General features: G+C 51.2%; 18 protein-coding genes and 2 other annotated features. Of the genes, 12 read left to right on the top strand and 6 right to left on the bottom strand.

Annotation, left to right across the window (positions count from 1 at the left end; genetic code table 11):
• Nucleotides 1-31: 31 nt before the first annotated feature.
• Both V5G20_RS16945 and V5G20_RS16940 read left to right on the top strand, forming a co-directional pair.
• Nucleotides 32-487 (top strand): DUF188 domain-containing protein, encoded by a 456-nt coding sequence (locus V5G20_RS16945; RefSeq protein WP_003387348.1) that lies wholly within the window; start codon nt 32-34, stop codon nt 485-487.
• A complete protein-coding gene (locus V5G20_RS16940; RefSeq protein WP_172920703.1) occupies nt 484-1,149 on the top strand; it encodes a phosphatase PAP2 family protein in 666 nt (221 codons plus the stop codon). The genes V5G20_RS16945 and V5G20_RS16940 overlap by 4 nt, the downstream gene beginning before the upstream one ends.
• Nucleotides 1,150-1,166: 17 nt before the next feature.
• Here the strand turns inward: V5G20_RS16940 and V5G20_RS16935 are convergent, their stop codons facing one another.
• On the bottom strand, nt 1,167-2,048 hold the full coding sequence (locus V5G20_RS16935; RefSeq protein ID WP_003387345.1) for a LysR family transcriptional regulator: 882 nt from the start codon (nt 2,046-2,048) through the stop codon (nt 1,167-1,169).
• A 132-nt stretch (nt 2,049-2,180) separates the two neighbouring features.
• Between V5G20_RS16935 and V5G20_RS16930 the strand changes: the two genes are divergently transcribed.
• On the top strand, nt 2,181-3,404 hold the full coding sequence (locus V5G20_RS16930) for an MDR family MFS transporter (RefSeq protein ID WP_003387343.1): 1,224 nt from the start codon (nt 2,181-2,183) through the stop codon (nt 3,402-3,404).
• A gap of 804 nt (nt 3,405-4,208) precedes the next feature.
• Nucleotides 4,209-5,474 carry a group II intron reverse transcriptase/maturase gene (gene ltrA / locus V5G20_RS16925; RefSeq protein WP_338463478.1) on the top strand — a complete coding sequence of 422 codons (1,266 nt, stop codon included), beginning with the start codon at nt 4,209-4,211 and terminating at the stop codon, nt 5,472-5,474.
• An 80-nt stretch (nt 5,475-5,554) separates the two neighbouring features.
• Here ltrA and V5G20_RS16920 read toward each other — a convergent pair whose 3' ends face one another.
• The gene (locus tag V5G20_RS16920) at nt 5,555-6,967 is read right to left on the bottom strand and encodes an amino acid permease (protein ID WP_003387341.1); all 1,413 of its coding nucleotides are present in this window, start codon (nt 6,965-6,967) and stop codon (nt 5,555-5,557) included.
• Between the two features lie 188 nt (nt 6,968-7,155).
• Nucleotides 7,156-8,556 carry a sigma-54 interaction domain-containing protein gene (locus tag V5G20_RS16915; protein WP_338461408.1) on the bottom strand — a complete coding sequence of 467 codons (1,401 nt, stop codon included), beginning with the start codon at nt 8,554-8,556 and terminating at the stop codon, nt 7,156-7,158.
• A 229-nt stretch (nt 8,557-8,785) separates the two neighbouring features.
• On the opposite strand from V5G20_RS16915, the gene V5G20_RS16910 reads away from it, so the two are divergent.
• Entirely contained in the window at nt 8,786-9,997 is a 1,212-nt protein-coding gene (locus V5G20_RS16910) for an ornithine--oxo-acid transaminase (protein ID WP_003387339.1), read from the top strand.
• A gap of 302 nt (nt 9,998-10,299) precedes the next feature.
• Entirely contained in the window at nt 10,300-10,440 is a 141-nt protein-coding gene (locus V5G20_RS16905; RefSeq protein WP_003387338.1) for a sporulation histidine kinase inhibitor Sda, read from the top strand.
• Nucleotides 10,441-10,511: 71 nt separating this feature from the next.
• On the opposite strand, the gene V5G20_RS16900 is transcribed toward V5G20_RS16905, so the two are convergent.
• The gene (locus V5G20_RS16900; RefSeq protein ID WP_311067584.1) at nt 10,512-11,024 is read right to left on the bottom strand and encodes a hypothetical protein; all 513 of its coding nucleotides are present in this window, start codon (nt 11,022-11,024) and stop codon (nt 10,512-10,514) included.
• A gap of 239 nt (nt 11,025-11,263) precedes the next feature.
• Between V5G20_RS16900 and glsA the strand changes: the two genes are divergently transcribed.
• From glsA to V5G20_RS16885, 3 genes are all read left to right on the top strand, one after another.
• Nucleotides 11,264-12,196: a glutaminase A gene (glsA, locus tag V5G20_RS16895; RefSeq protein WP_031931787.1), complete on the top strand. Its 933-nt coding sequence runs from the start codon at nt 11,264-11,266 to the stop codon at nt 12,194-12,196.
• Nucleotides 12,197-12,314: 118 nt separating this feature from the next.
• Nucleotides 12,315-12,599 (top strand): YlaN family protein, encoded by a 285-nt coding sequence (locus V5G20_RS16890; protein ID WP_003387335.1) that lies wholly within the window; start codon nt 12,315-12,317, stop codon nt 12,597-12,599.
• Between the two features lie 117 nt (nt 12,600-12,716).
• Nucleotides 12,717-12,980 (top strand) — a binding site (T-box leader).
• 47 nt (nt 12,981-13,027) lie between these two features.
• Nucleotides 13,028-13,258, top strand: a binding site (T-box leader).
• A 60-nt stretch (nt 13,259-13,318) separates the two neighbouring features.
• Nucleotides 13,319-14,653, top strand: coding sequence for a sodium-dependent transporter (locus tag V5G20_RS16885; RefSeq protein ID WP_172920704.1), 1,335 nt, complete (start codon nt 13,319-13,321; stop codon nt 14,651-14,653).
• 90 nt (nt 14,654-14,743) lie between these two features.
• On the opposite strand, the gene cax is transcribed toward V5G20_RS16885, so the two are convergent.
• Nucleotides 14,744-15,787 carry a calcium/proton exchanger gene (cax, locus tag V5G20_RS16880; RefSeq protein WP_172920705.1) on the bottom strand — a complete coding sequence of 348 codons (1,044 nt, stop codon included), beginning with the start codon at nt 15,785-15,787 and terminating at the stop codon, nt 14,744-14,746.
• Between the two features lie 182 nt (nt 15,788-15,969).
• Between cax and V5G20_RS16875 the strand changes: the two genes are divergently transcribed.
• Nucleotides 15,970-16,227, top strand: a complete 258-nt coding sequence (locus V5G20_RS16875; RefSeq protein ID WP_003387331.1) for a hypothetical protein — start codon at nt 15,970-15,972, stop codon at nt 16,225-16,227.
• A gap of 66 nt (nt 16,228-16,293) precedes the next feature.
• On the opposite strand, the gene sleB is transcribed toward V5G20_RS16875, so the two are convergent.
• Nucleotides 16,294-17,055 carry a spore cortex-lytic enzyme gene (gene sleB / locus V5G20_RS16870; RefSeq protein ID WP_327927280.1) on the bottom strand — a complete coding sequence of 254 codons (762 nt, stop codon included), beginning with the start codon at nt 17,053-17,055 and terminating at the stop codon, nt 16,294-16,296.
• A gap of 121 nt (nt 17,056-17,176) precedes the next feature.
• On the opposite strand from sleB, the gene V5G20_RS16865 reads away from it, so the two are divergent.
• Nucleotides 17,177-18,832 carry a thiamine pyrophosphate-binding protein gene (locus V5G20_RS16865; RefSeq protein WP_338461402.1) on the top strand — a complete coding sequence of 552 codons (1,656 nt, stop codon included), beginning with the start codon at nt 17,177-17,179 and terminating at the stop codon, nt 18,830-18,832.
• A gap of 66 nt (nt 18,833-18,898) precedes the next feature.
• On the top strand, nt 18,899-19,228 hold the full coding sequence (locus V5G20_RS16860; protein WP_003387328.1) for an Asp23/Gls24 family envelope stress response protein: 330 nt from the start codon (nt 18,899-18,901) through the stop codon (nt 19,226-19,228).
• Nucleotides 19,229-19,235: the final 7 nt, after the last annotated feature.

The following is a 19,235-nucleotide window of genomic DNA, read 5'->3' as shown; positions in this document are numbered from 1 at the left end:
GGGGGGAAAGTGTGAAAAGAGGTGCAGGCATATGAAAGAAAAGCGGGTGCTGATCGATGCCGACGCTTGTCCCCGTCAAGCCTTGGCTATAGCCAGAACGCTATGTGCGGAAAGGGGCTGGCGATGCATCACCTTTGCCAGCTTCAATCATCAATTGACCGGTGCCGATCACGTCACAGTCGATGCCGGACCACAAGCCGTTGATATGAAACTGGCCAATGAAGCAGAGCGAGGAGACATCGTAGTCACGCAAGATATCGGCCTTGCCGCATTGATTTTGGGAAAGCGCGCAAAGGCGGTTTCACCGCATGGAACAATATTTCATTCAGAGCGAATTGCCTTCCACCTGGAAGAGCGCAATGAAAAAGCCCGGTATCGCAGAGGCGGCGGGCGTACAAGAGGTCCAGCCGCCAGAAGCGCCCAGGATGACGAGCGTTTTGCGGAAGCGCTGAGAGCGCTGATGGACGATGGGGGGGAGATTGGATGAAACAGAACAGTTCAAAATATTTGTGGGGCGCAGCCGTCTTTTTTCTTATTGCAGCTGCTCTTGTCTCCGTTTATTTCCAGGATGGTTTCGGAGCGTTTGACCAGGCAGGTTTCGCATTGGCAAAGGAGGCGCGCTCTGATGAGCTGACGATAGTGCTGACAGTGTTGACGGGTTTGGGAGGGACCAAGGCGATCGTCGCGCTTAGCGGACTTCTCGTCCTGTGGCTGTACTGGAGAGGCTACCGCCGTGAAGCGGTCATCGTGGCGATTGTCATGCTGGGGGCGGCCTGTATGAATGAGGGGATGAAAAATTCGTTTGCGAGGGAACGTCCAGTCGGACATAATCTGATTGCCAGACCGGATTCGTATTCCTTTCCCAGTGCCCATGCCATGGTCAGTTCGGTTTATTATGCGATCCTGGCGTCGCTGCTGCCGCTTATGATCCCTCGGAGTTGGGCCAAATGGGCAGCGCCGCTGCTTTATCTGTTGATTGTCGCCATTATTGCAAGTCGTGTCTATCTGGGAGTTCATTTTCCGAGCGATGTGACGACCGGTGCTTGTTTCGCGGCAGGCTGGTACTTTTTGTTCCGATTTGCACGTGCAAAATGGGGAGAGGCGGGCAAAGCATCGTACTACCCGACGTTTGCCTCCTCGCAAAAGTGAGCTTCCGAGAGACTTGCTTAAATGGAATAGCCGAATTCTTTCATCAGGCTCAGCCATTTTTCCACGCTGGGCTTGTTTTTTTTGTCCTTTGGCAGCACGATGTATGCCGAGCGCTTCGGCGGCTTGCTGCCGACAATCACCATTTCCTTGAGCGTCCCGGCAGCGAGGTCGGCTTTCACCGTAGAACGGGTAAGCAGACTGACGCCAAGACCTTCCTTGACCAGATCGATCGCCAGCTCCGCTTTGTCCACATGCAATTTGGGGACGTAGTTGCGAGGCAGAGTCTGACGAATCCATTCGTCAAACGGAGGGCCCCAGTTGACGTACAAGAGCGGCAAATTCCGAAGCTCCCGGGCGTCTATGTGAGTCGCCGCCGTCACAGAGTCGCCAGCCTTGCAGACGAGAACGATCTCGTCTTCCCATGTGGGGATCACCTCGAAATTGGGCAGGGAAGGCGGGATATAGACAATGCCGATCTGGATCATGTTATCAAGCAAATATTGGATGACATCGGAGGAGTGCCCGGTTTTGGTGCTGATGGCAATTTGCGGATAGCGATAGTGGTACTCCTTCAAGATCGGTTCCAGGGTCGATGTCCAGATGGCATTGAGGCTGCCGATGGAAAGGTAGTCTTCATAGGGCTGCAGAGAAGCTACTTCGCTCAACGCTTCATTTGCCAGCTTGAGAATGCGTTCGGCATAGGGGAGCAAGGTAAGGCCGGCCTGAGTGATCTCGACGCTTCTCTTGTCCCTCGTAAACAGAGGTTTGCCTACTTTTTCTTCCAATTGCTTGATGCGCATCGTTACCGTGGACTGGACCAGATGCAGCATTTCGGCAGCCTTGGTAAAGTTCTTGGTTTGGGCGAGTGTATAAAAAGCCCGCAGTTGTTCAAAATCCATTCACTTCTTCCCTCTTATCTAGAGAATTGATAACTCTATACAAAAAGAATCGTTTCTCAAATTATACCTTGCTTTGTAAGCTGAAGGTATCTTTATTTGCTGGACCGGAAAACAGGAGAGTGAGTGGTTGAAATGAATCGGGAGATATGGAGAGAAACCCCGGTCTCCGTCAAGCTGCTGCTGGGAACTTCTTTCATGATGAATCTGGGCTTTTATGCGTTGATTCCTTACCTGACTCTGCATCTGACGGGCAGCATCGGCTGGACGGTTGCCATGGCTGGACTGGTGCTGAGTGTACGGCAATTTTCGCAACAGGGCTTTGCCTTTTTGGGCGGGGTCGTAGCCGATAAATTCGGCTACAAGGGAACCATGGTACTGGGACTGTGGATACGGGCCATCGGCTTTGCCATGTTTGCGTTCTGTACGGAAACGTGGCATTTTTTTGTCGCAGCGATTTTGTCGGGGCTGGGAGGCTCTTTGTTTGATCCTGCAGGTTCTGCCGCCTTTGCAGTCCTTACGCCAGAATCGATTCGCAAAGAAGTATTTTCGCTGCGAAACGTATTGACCAATATCGGGATCGTCGGGTCGCAAATTGTCGGTACGGCGTTGGCTACCGTTGACTTTACGTATTTGTCGCTGTTTGCCGGCGGGATGTTTGCCGCAAACGGGCTGCTCGTGCTGTTTTTCCTGCAGCCGATCGCCGCGAAAAATACGACTCACAGCATCTGGAGCAGTATGTCCCACGTCATCAAGGATAGCCGTTTCGTGCGCTACACCATGATCCTGATGGGGTATTACTATTTGAATATGCAGTTGTTTCTCACCATCCCGCAATTGGTGGAGGATGTGACACATCAAAAGGCCGATGTAGGGATCGTGCTGTCCGCGATTTCTCTTTCCGTCATTTTGCTGCAGATGAAGGTGACGAAGTGGCTCGAAGGGTATACGCAGCGCTTTACGCTGATCGGCATCGGGACACTGGTAATGGGTGCCGGGTTGTTTTTGCTCGCCTTTGCTGATAACCTATGGATGTTAATCATCAATGCCTTTCTGTACGCGCTAGGTACCATGATCGCCGTACCTAACCTGGTGGAAGTGGTTCCTCGCTTGGCGCCTCGGGAGCATGTCGGCGCCTACTATGGATTTAACGGATATGCTCTCGCAATTGGCGGGTCTTTCGGGCAGCTTCTCGGGGGCTGGGTATATGATACTTCCCGCCAGTTGGGAGCCCCATGGCTGCCGTGGACGATTTGTCTGGTGGTCGGCATCGGAGTCGCTTGGCAAATGTACCGGATGGAACATGCCGTACAGACGGACGAAAGCGGAAAGAGCTGTACAAAAGTGGCACGTTCATAAAATTGTATAGAAGTTGAAACATTTTCCATTTGTCATTCGTATATAACGGTAGAGATGGTTGGCAATAGAGAAATGGAGGGAATCGCAAATGGAAGACATGAATAAGGTTAAACGCATGCTGCTGGTAGCCAGTTCCCTTGGGTTTGCCGTCTTTGCCATGGTGGTCATAACTGAAATCGTTCGTTTGTCGATGTAAACGTAAATGACGAAAAGCTTGCGGCTGTGGGTGGCCGCAAGCTTTTCTTTTTGGTGCGCCCAGCATGGGCGATAGCTATAGGGTGAAAGTCCCGAACGGGGGTTGGCTGTACCAACCGTTAGCTCAAGGCAAGGGTGTCGACCGCGAGGTCGAATCTGAAGGAAGCCGGCGGCAAAATCCCGACCTGAGGTACACGAACCCAATTTGAGGCTGTTGTATCCGGGCGAGTCTGCCAAACAAGACAAAGCCCCATACAGCCAAGGGATACAGTAGTAAACTTGGGCAGGTACATGGGATGAAAGTTATCGTTCTTACCTGGGGAGGTCTGCATGAAACGCCTTCAACTGTTGGTAACCGTCTCCGTAAGGAGACGCTGAACATGCAGAAGTCAGCAGAGGCCATAGTACCCGAGTAGAGGACGCTTGAATGGGGAAGGGCCGAACATCAAGTCAGCATGCGATCCATGTCTTTTGATACGGTACGTCGAAGCAGAATTCTGTCAAGGAACTACTTTTGAAGAGCAGGGGTGAAGCCCCGAGGGTACAAAAGAGGGCTGAGTATCGTACAGCAAGCACGGAGTCCGCATGTGCGAAGGAAGGAACATCATTATGGATTTGCTGGAAAAAGTCTTATCACGGGAAAACTTACGGATGGCACTCCAACGAGTGGAGGAAAACAAAGGTGTCGGTGGAGTCGATGGTGTTTCAACCGAACAACTACGCGATTATCTACGTGAACACTGGCAAGCCATCCGCGAGAAGATGGAAAGGGGAACCTATAGACCTTCACCTGTTCGCAGAGTCGAAATCCCGAAACCTGACGGTGGTGTAAGGTTATTAGGCATTCCCACCGTGGTAGACCGCTTTATTCAGCAGGCCATCCTCCAAGTGTTAACGCCGATCTTCGACCCCACCTTCTCGGAATCTAGCTATGGGTTCCGTCCAAAACGTAGCGCTCACATGGCAGTAAGGAAAGCGCAAGCGTATATTTCCGAAGGATATCGTTTCGTGGTGGACATCGATCTAGAGAAATTCTTTGATCGCGTAAATCATGATATTCTAATGAGCCGTGTGGCTCGAAAAGTTCAGGACAAGAGAATTTTAAGACTGATTCGTTCCTACTTGAATGCGGGGATCATGATAAATGGCGTCTGTACAACACCAAGTGAAGGAACACCGCAAGGTGGGCCGTTAAGCCCACTTTTGGCAAATATCCTACTTGATGATTTGGACAAGGAACTCGAAAAGAGAGGCCACCGTTTCTGCCGCTACGCAGACGATTGTAACATCTACGTGAAAACAAAACGGGCAGGGGAACGAGTAAAGAAGAGTATTCAAAACCACTTGGAGAAGGTACTAAGGCTAAAAGTAAATGAGGAGAAAAGCGCGATAGACCGACCATGGAAACGAAAATTCTTGGGCTTTAGTTTTACCTTTGCAAAACAGACAAGGATTCGCATCCACCCCAAATCCCTCCTCAAGCTAAAAGAGAAAATCCGCACGATCACGAATCCGGTGTGGAGCATCTCGATGGAGAAGCGGATTGAAAGAATAAATCAGTACCTCATGGGCTGGATTGGATATTTCGCCCTTGCAGACGCGAAGGGCATTCTACAATCCATTGAGGAATGGACAAGGCGCAGGCTCCGTCTTTGTTTGTGGATGCAGTGGAAACGCGTGAGAACCAGATATCGAGAACTTCGTTCTCTTGGCATATCTCACGTAAAAGCCATTGAAATTGCAAATACCCGCAAGGGTGCATGGCGTACCACAAAGTCTCCGCATATACACAAAGCCCTCGGCATTGCCTACTGGCAACAACAAGGGCTGAAAAGCTTAGTGCAACGATATTCTCAAATTCGTCAAGCTTGGTGAACCGCCGTATACCGAACGGTACGTACGGTGGTGTGAGAGGACGGGGGTTAGTCGCCCCCTCCTACTCGATTTCCGGACGATCAGGCCGCATTTCCATTCGGTTCCGATGAGTTTCCGGATTTATTTTTAAAGTACAGCTGATAAATCAGAATTGCGATGAGCACGAACGGCACCCCTCCATAAAGGGCAATCCGCTGACTCGGGTCGAATGCGAGACTGACCAGAACGGCAATGTTCAGCACGAGGGCGAGCAATGGCAAGAACGGATACAGAGGAGTCTTGAATTTCAAATCTTCCAGTTTCCCGCCATTTCTCAGGTATTGACGGCGGAAAGCGAGCTGGGAAGCGGAGAGCGAAATCCAGCCGACCTGCGCACCCAGTCCGGCAACCGAGAGCAGCACCATAAAGACGGTCTCTTCTGCAAAGAAACCAGACAGCAGAGAGAGCAGAGAAATGGCAAAGGTGATCAAAAGCGCGTTCATCGGAATGCCTTTGCGGTTTGTCATGCCCAGCTTTTTGCTCGCCATGCCGCTGTGGGAGAGAGAGTAGAGCATCCGCGTGGCGGCATAAAGTCCTGAGTTGGCAACGGACAAAAGGGCTGTGAGCACAACGAAGTTCATGATGTCGGCGGCGTAAGGAATGCCGATGCTATCAAATACAGCTACGAATGGACTTTCAACAACACCAGCCTGCTGGTAAGGGATCAAGCCGGCCAGGATGAAGATAGCGAGAACGAAGAAGACCAAAGTTCTCCAGACCGTTGTGCGAATGGATTTGGGAATGGTTTTCTCCGGATCTTTGCTCTCTCCTGCAGCAATCCCGATCAGCTCTGTTCCCTGGAAGGAAAAGTTGACGGTAATCATGGTCAAAAGCAAGCCGGTAATTCCGTTTGGCAACAGCGGACTGTTCACGTAGTTTGAAAACATGGGGGCGGGCTGGCCGTTTTTCATCTCGATCAGACCGAACATCGCTGCGCCGCCAAGAATGATGAACAGGATGATAGCGCTTACTTTAATACTCGAAAACCAGAACTCGCTTTCTCCGAATGCTCGCGCGGAAAGCGCATTCAGAAGAAACAGAACGACACCAAAAATGGCACACCACAGCCATACCGGGGACTCCGGAAACCAGCGCTGCATCATGAGCCCCGAGGACAAGAGCTCAAGAGCCACCGTAACCGCCCACCCAAACCAATACAGCCAGCCGACAGCGAATCCCAGCGACGGGCTCACAAACTTCGTCATGTACGTTTGAAACGAACCGGCTACAGGCATGGCGACTGAGAGCTCGCCAAGACAGAGCATGGTCAGATACATGATGAAACCGCCGACCAAATAAGAGATAATCGTGCCGATCGGACCTGCCTGCCCGATCGTATAACCCGAGCCAAGAAACAAACCGGTTCCGATTACTCCGCCGAGAGAGATCATGAAGAGATGGCGACTGTTCATGGACCGCTTTAATTTGTGTTGTTGATCGTTCGTAGATGCCATGTAACCCTCTCCTTAACGTGAATGCACAACTTGTGATCATAAACTGTGTGTATATTCCCTATGCAAATGGTGTGCCAAAGTCGGAATTGTGGAACGGTTGTTTATTATGGGACAAAAAAGAGGTTTTGTGCAAAAAAAATAGGCGTTCCGTGCAAAAAAAGCAGGCAAACGCCAAAAAAATTTGCACTTCACACTGGCTTAACCCCCAACTTGCGAAGGCGGTATTGCAGGCTTTGTCTGCTGATTTGCAAATCCTTGGCTGCACGGGAAATATTGCCGTTGTTCTTCTCAACGACTTTCTGAATATAGTACGTTTCGAACTCCTGCATTTTTTGTTTCAAAGGAGAGATTTCGTCCGATACGGGTAGTACTGTTATCTTTTCCTTTATGGGTGCAGATGTGCGGCGTAAAAAATGGTAAGGAAGCAGCTCGGAGGTAATAACGGTTTCGTCTACCATCAGATTCATCGCACCTTCGATAACGTGCTGAAGCTCCCTGACGTTTCCGGGCCAGTCGTGTCCCATGAAAAACGCCAGCACGTCTTCACTTACACCTTCGACGCTCATTTGGAACAGGTGATTGTACTTGTCGATAAAATGCTGGATCAAAAGCGGAATATCTTCTCTCCGTTCACGCAGGGGTGGAATAAAAAGCGTTACCACCCCGAGGCGGTAATACAGATCCTTTCGCAAGCGCTGATGGGATATGGCTTCTACCGGGTCTTCATTCATCGCGGCTACGATTCGTACGTCGATGGACCTGTCTTTTGTGTCCCCGATGCGCCGGATGGACTTTTCCTGCAAGGCCCGCAACAGTTTTGCCTGCAGGGGCATACTAAGCGAGTTGATCTCGTCCAGGAACAAGGTACCGCCTTCTGCTTGTTCGAACAGGCCGGGTCTCTCCACTGCTCCGGTAAATGCGCCACGGGCAGTTCCAAAGAGGAGTCCTTCGATCAAGGAATCAGGCAGGGCAGCACAGTTCTGTGAAATGAAGGGAGCCGAGGCGCGGAGACTTGCATTGTGAATGCTCTGGACAAAGAGCTCTTTGCCAGCTCCCGTTTCCCCTACGACCAATACAGAGGAAGAGGTCCTTGCCGCACGCTTGGCATTTACCACAACCTCCAGAATAGCGGGACTTACACCGATAATTTTGTCAAAGGTGTAGCGCGCGCCGTTCTTTTCCCACAGATTTTCACGGATCAGCCGCTCCATTTTTGTCACATCGTTCGCAAGCTCCATTGCGCCGATGAGTTCTCCATCCTTGAGGATCGGGAACGTGTTGTTTATCGTCGTGATCTCCTGACCTTTGTCGTTGAAGTACGTCTGTCTCACGTTGCGGACGCTTTTGCCGGTACGCAAACAAGTAAGCAGCGTGCTTTCCTGGCCGGGAGGGAACTGAAACACTTCGTCCAGTGGCTTGTTGAGAACGTCTCGCTTGCTCATCGATTCCATCTCAGTCATTTTGCGATTGTATACGATCGTGGTACCCGATGCGTCGATTACGTGGATACCTTCATTGACACTGTCCAAAATGGATTCAAAGACATGTAGGGTATGGTCGGGTAAGTTCAGCTTTTGCCCGGATGACATCCAAAATGCACCTGCCTGTTGGTATGGTATGAGGTACATCATAACATAGGATGGAAAAGGTGCAAAATAATTATGCGCTAATATGGACAAAAGAAGGATATGATGCAAACTTTTTTTGCTCTGTGGGAATGCCCTTCCCGCTGAAACCAAGGATTTGTACAGGCTCAAACAGTTGGCATCATTCTTGAATAAAAGAGAGACATCGCATAATCAAGGAGGCAATGAACATATGAACAAGTCAAACCGGGTCATTGATCAAACAGAAAAATTCGGTGCTCACAACTATCATCCGCTTCCGATCGTTATTTCCAAGGCAGAAGGCGTTTGGGTAGAAGATCCCGAAGGCAACAAATACCTGGACATGCTGAGCGCATACTCGGCTCTGAACCAGGGGCATCGCCATCCGCGCATCATCAAGGCGCTGAAGGATCAGGCTGACAAAGTGACGCTGACTTCCCGGGCTTTCTACAATGATCAGCTTGGCAACTTTTATGAGAAGCTTGCTGAAATGACCGGCAAGGATATGATTTTGCCGATGAACACCGGAGCAGAAGCGGTGGAAACGGCGCTCAAGGCTGTTCGCCGTTGGGCATATGACGTCAAAAAAGTGCCGGATAACCAGGCTGAAATTATCGTGTGCGAGGGCAACTTCCACGGGCGTACAGTTACGATCACCTCCTTCTCTTCCGATCCTGGCTACCAGCGTGGGTTTGGTCCATTTACCCCAGGCTTTAAGATTATCCCGTACGGTGACATCGAAGCGCTGAAACAGGCGATTACGCCGAACACGGCAGCGTTCATGCTGGAGCCAATCCAGGGGGAAGCCGGCATCATCATTCCGCCGCAAGGCTATCTCAAGCAGGCGTATGAGCTGTGCAAGGCCAACAATGTGCTGCTCGTCTGCGACGAAATCCAAACGGGCTTTGGCCGTACAGGCAAGCTGTTTGCGTCTGATTGGGAAGACGTGAAGCCGGATATGTACATTATGGGGAAAGCGCTCGGAGGCGGTGTGTTCCCGATTTCGGCTGTAGCGGCAGACCGTGAAGTTCTGGGCGTCTTTGAACCTGGTTCCCACGGTTCGACCTTTGGCGGCAATCCGCTCGGCTGTGCTGTCGCCGTAGCGGCCATGGACGTCCTGGTTGACGAAAAGCTGGTGGAACGCTCCCAAGAGCTGGGTGAGTACTTCCTCGGAAAATTGAAGGAGATCAAAAACCCGTTGATCAAAGAAATTCGCGGACGCGGTCTGTTTATTGGACTGGAGCTGGAAACGGCTGCTCGCCCGTATTGTGAAAAGCTGAAAGAACTGGGGCTGCTGTGCAAGGAAACGCATGAGACTACAATCCGCTTTGCACCGCCTTTGGTTATTACGAAGGAAGATCTGGATTGGGCGATCGAACGGATCAAGCAAGTCTTGCAAGTAACGGAAACAGCAAATGTATAAGTGATCTCTTCCAAAAAAGTGGACTATCTCCTTTAGCGGGGATGGTCCTTTTTATGGTCAGTCGGACAAATCTCCACTCAAGCAAGGGAAAAAGCAGGTTAATCGTTCGACAAATTGCGACAACATGTGGATAAAAGCGCAGGGAGAATCCACATGGACAACCCTGCCTTTTTGTCAGTTGCACACAGTTTGCCCACAGCTTACCCACATGATATCCCCATTGCCTGTGGATATCAGAACGATTGTTCGCGCCTGTTTCTTCTGCTACAATGGGTTCAGGTTAAGGGATGGAGGTGACAAGCGTGAAATACTTGAGTGACCAAATGCTGATAGAAGTATATCATCGTGCCGTCGACCTTCAACTGGACCCAGCTTTTATTGAACTGCTCAGTGCAGAGATAAAGAGAAGAGACATCGGTATCGCGCAGGTAGTGAGCGCGTAAACGGGCTAACCTAGATGTACAAAAAATTATGCAAAAAGCCATCCGCAGCTTCGGATGGCTTTTTTGTATGCTTACTGTCCGGTTTCAGCGACAAATTCAAAGGCAGTAATTCCTGTTACCGGCGCTTCTTTGGCCAGCAGTGTTTCTGGGAGGAAAAAGTAGACAGGACCATCCGTCCGTATAGGCTTGCCGTCCTTTGAAAACTGCAGGATGGCCCGTCTGGCTTCGCTGAGCGGAAGGAGGATAGGCTCTCCTGTCTCCCGGTAGATCCGTACATGGGTCACTTCGGGATGGGGAGCAGCGTTGTCGATGAACGGCGCAAGCCGGATTCCGTAGTCACCCTGGAGAGCCTTCCGTTCCTCGATCAAGCTCTTTCGCTCCGACGGCAAGGCTGTACCTTCCCGAAGCTCCTTGTCCCATTGGGCACCGGTTCCTTCCAGGTACTTTTTCTGATTGCCTGTATCGTTATCTTCCTCACCCGTATAGGTGCCAAGATCAAACTTGCGGTCGTCAAAAATCCATACGCTCGGGTCGAGTGTTATGGGGAAGGAAACGGCTCCCTTGAATACGATTACCTCTGACATGATACATTCCTCCGTCTGTTTAGCGTCTCGGTAACATTGTAACCCGCGGCAAAGGATGTGGCAAACGAGCCGCCCGTGCATTTTTGCAAAAAGCGTTTTTCTGAATAGCAAAAATTCGCTTCTGCGTCTTGCTCCCAAGCAAAAAACAGCATCGCTTTTGACAATGAGGCTCTGACTTCTTACAATGGGGGCAGCAGAATTCCATTCTATTCACGCAAGAGGCGATCTACATGGACAAAATGGACCATATCAACATTCAGCAAGTGCTTGAACAGACGGTGCAGGAGACCGTCAGCGAAGCGGAAAAAGGCGAGGTAGCTTCGTACATACCGGAGCTGGCCAGACAGGACAAGAGGCGGCTGGGCATCAGTGTGTGCCTCAAAGACGGGACGCTGCTTTCGGCCGGGGATGCCCATCTTCCTTTTACCTTGCAGAGCATCTCCAAGATTTTTTCACTCATGGTTGCGCTGTGCGAGCATGGAGAGCGATATGTCTTTGAACGTGTGGGCAAAGAGCCGACAGGCGACCCGTTCAATTCGATTATCAAGCTGGAGACCATCAAGCCGCACAAGCCGTTAAACCCGATGATCAACGCCGGAGCCATCGCTGTTGCAGGCATGATTCCCGGAGCAACTGTGGAAGAACGGCTGGAGAAGATCATGCGGCTGCTTAGAAAAATGACAGGCAATCCCGAGCTCCGTGTCAATTACGACGTATATCAGTCCGAAAAGCAGACCGCTGATCGGAACCGCGCCCTCGCCTATTTTTTGAAGGAGAGCAAGATTCTTTCCGGGGACGTGGAAGAAACTCTCGATCTGTATTTTCGGCATTGCTCGATCGAGGTCACGACCGTGGAGGTGGCACGGCTTGCTGCCATTTTGGCTGCGGACGGCTACGACATTGTGAGCGGCGAGCAGCTGCTTCCCCGTGAAGTGGCGAGAATTTGCAAAACCTTCATGGTCACATGCGGCATGTACAACGCTTCCGGAGAGTTTGCCATCGACGTCGGCATCCCTGCAAAAAGCGGTGTAGCCGGAGGGATTATGGCTTCAGTGCCGCAGCGTATGGGACTTGGCGTATTTGGTCCCGCTTTGGATGAAAAGGGGAACTCGGTAGCGGGGGTCAAGCTGCTGCAAAGGCTCTCCGATATGTGGGATTTGAGCATTTTTTAGTCAAATCGAAAGCGTTCGTGCGTATATACTTACAGTTGCCAAATCGTCTCCCCTTTTCAAATGGCCCAGAATAACGTACTATGTAAGGTAAGGATGGTGGCAAACGGAGGGATAGGTTTTGACAGAAATTAAGATTCCCGATCTGGAACAAAAAGCGCTAGCATTACTGCGAGCAGATGCGGACAAGATCTACAAGCTCATAGACGTACAGATGGAAAACCTGACCATGCCGCAGTGCCCGCTGTATGAAGAGGTGCTTGACACCCAGATGTTCGGGCTTTCGCGTGAAGTGGAGTTCGCCGTCCGTTTGGGACTGATTGACGAAGAGATCGGTCGTGAAATAATGGGTTCGTTGGAAAGAAAACTGGCTGATCTTCACGAACTGTACAATCAGAAGGGGTAAAGGCGAGAGAATGGAAACGTTCCTCGCTTTTCTATTGTGATCGAGTTTTACAAGGGCATAAAAAAATACTTGCTTTTTCACTCTCACTGCTTTAGATTAAATAATAACTTTTGAAGAGCAAAAGCGTCGACGGAGACTAGTAAGCGAACCAGCAGCTTGCCAGGGAGAAACTGCCATGGACTGAAAGCAGTTTTAAAGCATGCCTCGCCGAATTCACTCCTGAGCTGTCCTTTGAACGGTTTCGATGCCCAGTAGAAGGAAAACCGGGTCATTCCCGTTACCAATGAACAAAGTGAGGCATGCAAGTAAAAGGGCTCTTGACTTTTTTTCCTTTACACGCTTGTCTAATCAGGGTGGTACCGCGAGCAACTCGTCCCTTTTAGGGGGCGGGTTTTTTTGTTCTCGCTTGCCTTGAACAAATGAATACGGCAAAAGCGAAGATGGAGACCAGTAAGCGGCCAAGCGGCTTGACAGGGAGAAGCGACCAGAGACTGAGAGTCGTTTCCAGGCATGCCCCGCTGAATTCACTCTTGAGCTGTCCTCTGAAAGGAAGGCGCCCCTAGTAGGAGGGAACCGGGTCATTCCCGTTATCAATGAAATGAGCGAGGCTGACAAAGCCTAACCAGGGTGGTACCGCGAGCACAACACTCGTCCCTTTTTGGGGATGGGTGTTTTCTTTTTTACAGGCTAGTGGAAAGTTAGAAAGAGGTGGATAGGGCATGAAGCAAACAGAGCAATGGACGACCAGACTTGGATTTATTCTGGCGGCAGCGGGTTCGGCGATCGGACTCGGGGCGATCTGGAAATTTCCCTACGTAGTCGGAACGAGTGGTGGCGGAGCATTTTTTCTGCTGTTCCTCGTATTTACACTCGCAATCGGTCTTCCGCTATTGTTGGGTGAATTCGTGATTGGACGCAGCACACAGCAAGAGGCAATTTCGGCTTACAAAACTCTCGCACCGGGAAGCGCATGGCATTGGATCGGCAGATTGGGCGTGGCGACTTGCTTCTTGCTGCTCTCGTTTTACAGTGTGGTAGGCGGCTGGATTCTCACTTATATGTATCGCGGCTTGACGGGACAACTGACAGGCATGCCGTACGATCAATTGTTTGGCAGTGTCATTGCCAGCCCGATCGGATCTGTCGGCGCTCAATTTGTATTCATGCTGATCACGATGTGGGTCGTGGCTCGCGGGGTGCAGGCCGGGATCGAATCGGCGAACAAGTATTTAATGCCGGCACTGTTTTTACTGTTCCTTGTCCTGATGTTCCGTTCACTCACACTGGATGGAGCAGGCAAAGGCGTCGCGTTTTTCCTGATGCCTGATTTTTCCCGGCTGACGGCGGATTCTGTGCTGTATGCGATGGGTCAATCGTTCTTCTCTCTCAGTGTCGGGGTTTCTGTGATGGTTACGTACAGCTCCTATCTGGGCAAACAGGAAAATCTGGTGCGCTCCGCAGGCTCGATCGTCGGGCTGAATCTGATGGTTTCCTTGTTTGCCGGTCTGGCTATTTTTCCTGCCGTTTTTTCCCTGGGCATGGAGCCGACGGAAGGACCGGGACTGCTGTTTATCGTTTTGCCTTCTGTCTTTGAGCACGTGCCGTTTGGCAATCTGTTTCTGCTCATATTTATGGCGTTGTTCCTGTTTGCTACACTGACCTCCGCATTTTCGATGCTGGAGATAATCGTAGCGTCGCTTTCCAGGGGCAAACTAGAAAACAGGAAGCGCTATTCGTGGATTATCGGGATGCTTATTTTTCTGGCAGGAATTCCGTCTGCCTTGTCCTTTGGAGTCTGGTCAGAGGTGACCGTTTTTGGGAAGCCCATCTTTGATGCGGCCGATTTTTTGGTAAGTAATGTCTTGATGCCGCTGGGTGCATTGCTGATTGCCGTATTTGTGCCGCTCAAGCTGAAACGGGAGCTGCTTGTCAGAGAATTGCAGGTGTCCACAGAGTGGGGGAGACGCGCTTTTATCATCTGGCTGATGCTGCTGAAATACATTGCACCGATTGCCATTTTCATCGTATTTTTGAGCACACTGGGCGTTTTTTAGGAAGAAGAAACATAGAACCGGCAGGTACTGGTTCTGCATAAAAAAGAAGGGCGCAGCGATGGAAATACACGCTGCGCCCTTTTTTATGGATCAAGCAAAGAAAAAGGCGGTTCCGAGGATGATATAGACAGCCAGCAAAAGGACGCCTTCAAACCAGTTGGTCGCACCGTCTTTGGTGATGGAGATGGTAATAAAAGTCGCGACACCAATGGCGGCAAGTTCAAATGTGGTGAAGACGATATCCATCGGACGGCCCAGGAGCAAGCTGACCAATACGAGCGTAGGGGCCACGAACAAGGCAATTTGCAGGCTGGAGCCGACTGCGATCTCGACAGCTGCGCCGATTCGTCCTTTCATCGCCAGCAGCAGGGCAGCGCTGTGCTCCGCTGCATTGCCGATAATGGCGATGACAAACGCCCCGACGAACAGCTCCGACCAACCAAGTGTTTCGGAGACGTGCTGAACACTGTGGACAAGCCACTCGGAGACGACGGCCACAAAAAAGGTCGAGATCGCCAGCATCAGGATCGACACACCTTTTGACCAGGCTGCTTCACTGTCATGAGATTCAATGTCGGACAGGAAGTCGCGGTGCGTGACCATGGAGAAGATCAGCCAGAGAAGGTAGGCCACGATCAGAATAACCGCGATCACCGTGCTCAAGGTCCCGATCTCAACAGGCGGGAGCTCCTTCATAAAGACGGCCGGAATAAACAGGGCGGCGATCGCGAGCATCATCAGGGATGCATTGTGCCCGGCCAGCCTGCCGTTAAAGGTTTGCTCCTTGTACTTCAATCCCCCCAAAAACACGCTCAATCCGAGTACCAACAGCATATTCCCGATGATGGCGCCCGTAATGGACGCCTTCACCATATCGAACAGGCCTTCCTTCACCAGGAAGAAAGCGATAATCAGCTCGGCTGCATTGCCAAACGTCGCATTCAAAAACCCGCCAACGCGATCCCCTGCATAATGTGCAACACTTTCTGTCGATTTTCCCAACCAAGCAGCCAAAAAAATGATAGCCAAGGAAGCAGTTGCAAATTTAAAAAATTCATTTTCAGTGAAATAATGGGCGTATCCCGCCAGTAGCAGGCTCGCGCCGACAATCGTGAAAAACAGCCGTTGGTTCATAGGCTCACCTCATGATGTTAAGTTTGTTGCGTTTTCCCGTTTTTTACCATAAATCAAAATTCGTCTTTAAGTGTAACCGAACTTTTGAAGGATGTCATCATTATTTTGAACGAATCCTGGAGAATAAAATCACCGTTTTTTTGCTCACACTATTCGGTGAGACATCTTAGGAGGTGCTTCTATTGGCAAAACCGTATCTCTGTCCTACATGTAAATCAAATCGGATGAGATTTACTGTCATTGAACAAACTCCGCGCTATGTCCGACTTGACCCCCAATCCGGGGAGCTGGTCGCGGAATTATCCAGAGATGAGCTGGACACCTTCCATCAGCCCTATAAGGGTGAGTCCTACATGATTCAATGCGGGATTTGCGGGACGACCGAGCAGGAAGAGCGATTTATTAAAATGGCGGAACACATGCAGGGGCAGCGTTCGTAGCTGGCGCAAATCTAGACTGCTTGAGCAATGAAAGAGGCACGGTACCCACCGTGCCTGCTTTTGTCTCTAGCGGCAAAAGATGTGTTTGCCGATTTTTTTGATCTGTGGGCGACTCCAAATCCAGGCAGATGTGGCCGTATCCGGATTAAAGTAATAGATGGCGCCTCCAGTCGGGTCCCAACCATTGAGCGCGTCTTGTACCGCTTTTTTTGCTGTTTCGTTAGGGGTTAGCCAGATCTGTCCGTCTGCTACGGCGGTAAACGCCCGCGGTTCGAAGATGACGCCAGCAGGTGAATTCGGGAAAGCCGGATTGCGGGTTCGGTTCAGGATGACGGCGGCAACGGCGACTTGACCGACGTACGGCTCTCCGCGCGCTTCGCCATGGACAGCATTGGCCATCAGGCGAATATCGTTGTCTGTAATGCCCTTGCTCCGGTAGCTGGTGTTCTTTGGGGCAGACGGCGCGGGAGCTGCAGGAGACGGTTCGACACCCAGCTCTTCAGCGGTCGGCCGATAGCCGGTTGTGGCATTGTAGAGCTTCAGCTTTGTCTTTGGCCCTAAAATGCCGTCTACCTTTAACCCGAATTCGTACTGAAAGTTGCGCAGGGCCCAATAGCTGCGCCAGGAAAACACGCCATCGACCTTTCCTGTATAAAAGCCCAGGTATTTCAAGCGTCCCTGCATCTCTCTTACATCTTTTCCGGTAGCGCCGACGCGAACCTCTTGATTGCTGAAAGCATCTGTCCGTACCGGGGAGATCATAACAGAGGCTGTCACTGTCAAAGCAAGGGCCAAAAGGCAAAGCAGCCATTTTACAGGCTGTTTCATTCACGTTCCTCCTTTATTTCTCCTGATCTATTCACTAGGTTTTCCCGAAAAGGCTGGATACGAGTTAGTAAAATACTGGAGATTTTGCCACACTAGAAGTATCAAGGACAGGAGGTGCTTCATGCAGGTCGCCCAATATGTAACGGAGCAGCTGCGCATGTGGGGAGTCAAACACATTTACGGGGTGGTGGGTGATGCCATACTGCCGTGGCTGGATGTCATCGGGAAACAGAAAGACATCCGTTATATCGCATGCAGACATGAATCAGCAGCAGCCATGATGGCAGCGGCGGAAGCAAAATGGACCGGCAAGCCGGCGGTTTGTACTGCGACCAGCGGCCCGGGGACACTGAATTTATTGAATGGACTGGCGGATGCGTATGCGGATCACGCTCCGGTTCTCGCTATCACGGGTCAGGTGGAGACGCACAAATTGGGAGGACCGTACAAGCAATATGTGCCGCAGGAAGACTTGCTTCGCCCGCTCTGCTTGTACTCTACGACCGTTGCCCACCCGGATGCCATCGGCAACGTGCTTCACCGCGCATACGTAACAGCCGGCAGTCAAAAAGGTGTCGCACATCTCGCCATCTGCAAGGATATTTTTTCACGCACGACGGTATGGCCGTTAGTAGAGACCTTGCCGCGACTGCGAACTGGCGTGGGAGTGGACAGGGGAGAGGTGGAGCATGCGGCAGAGCTGCTGCTTCAAGCGAAAAAACCGGTCATTCTGATGGGGACGGGAAGCCGTGAATCCGCCAATCTATGTCTCCAGATGGCTGAGAAAATAGGCGCAGCCTTGCTGCTTACTTTAGGTGCCAAAGGAACGGTGGATGAGGCTTATCCGCTTGTTCTGGGAGGCTTGGGCGAGGGCGGCAGCAGGGCGGGACTCGAGGCATTGGCACAAGCAGATTTGCTCGTAGCGCTGGGAGCGAGCTGGTTTCCGCGCTCCTTTATTCCGGCAGGTTTGCCGGTCGTACAGGTCGATCACAATCCGATAACTGTCCATGCCCATCCTCGACTGTTTCCTGTCACAGCAGAGCTAGGCGATGTGCTCCCCCTGTGGCTGCGCCGCCTGGAAGGAAAGTCGCCCGATTCCGGTTGGATTCAACAGGTGAAACGGTGGCACGCTTCTTTTTGGCAGGAGACAGAGCAGTTGGTCGATCAAGGAACAGACGAGCTGATCAAGCCGGAAACACTCATGCATGCCTTGTCCCAGGTTGTTGATGACAATGCCATCATCGCCCTGGATACAGGAGAACACTCCATCTGGTTCAACCGTGCGTTCCGTGGGACTGCACAATTCCCGATTTTCTCTGGAAAATGGCGGACGATGGGTTATGGCTTGCCGGCCGCGATTGCAGCCAAGCTGAACAATCCGGACCGTCAAGTAGTCGCGATCATCGGAGACGGAGGGTTGCAAATGACGGCTGGTGAGCTGATGACAGCCGCAGCCCATAATCTCTCGTTCCCGCTGATTGTCGTAAACAATAAGACGCTGGGACTGGAAGAGTGGAAAATGGTTCAGACCGGACTTGCCCCATTTGGCACTCGACTGGAAAACCCCGACTTTGTGAAATGGGCCGAGGCTTGCGGAATCGAAGGGCGCCGCGTAAGTGCCGTTCATGAACTTTTGCCTGCGCTGAAAGAGTCGATGAAATCGCAAAACATGATTCTGCTCGACATTCAGTGCACTCTCCCGACACTAACGGAGAGAAAACGAGAAATCCCCTTTCAAGCCCAAGCTACAAATGTTTATAATGAAAGAAAAGTCTGAGAATCAGGCAGTCAGACAGTCAACACATAAGTAAGAAGGGTAAAGGGAGCAGGGAGGAGGGCGAGTATGGAGAGCATGCGCGGTGAGATTCGGGTAGCGGACCAAGTAGTGGCAGTCATTGCTGGAGTTGTAGCGGCTGACATTTCCGGTGTCTCGGTGCGCTCCGGTGGATTTTATCAAGATTTAGCCAAAAAGTTCGGCGGCAGCGGCAAAGGCATTTATGTCGTCGTCACAGATGGTGCTGTCACCATCGAGTTGCGGGTATCGATCAAGTATGGCATGCAGATTCACGAGGTATGCCGCCAGCTTCAGGAGAAAGTAAAGGAGACGGTGGAGTCCTTGACAGGTCTGTTTGTGGAGGCGGTAAACGTACATGTGGATGGAATTGAGATGTAGCAAAGAG

Source organism: Brevibacillus borstelensis (assembly GCF_036700025.1).
Lineage (GTDB): Bacteria > Bacillota > Bacilli > Brevibacillales > Brevibacillaceae > Brevibacillus > Brevibacillus borstelensis.
This window is presented reverse-complemented; position numbering and strand designations above follow the sequence as displayed.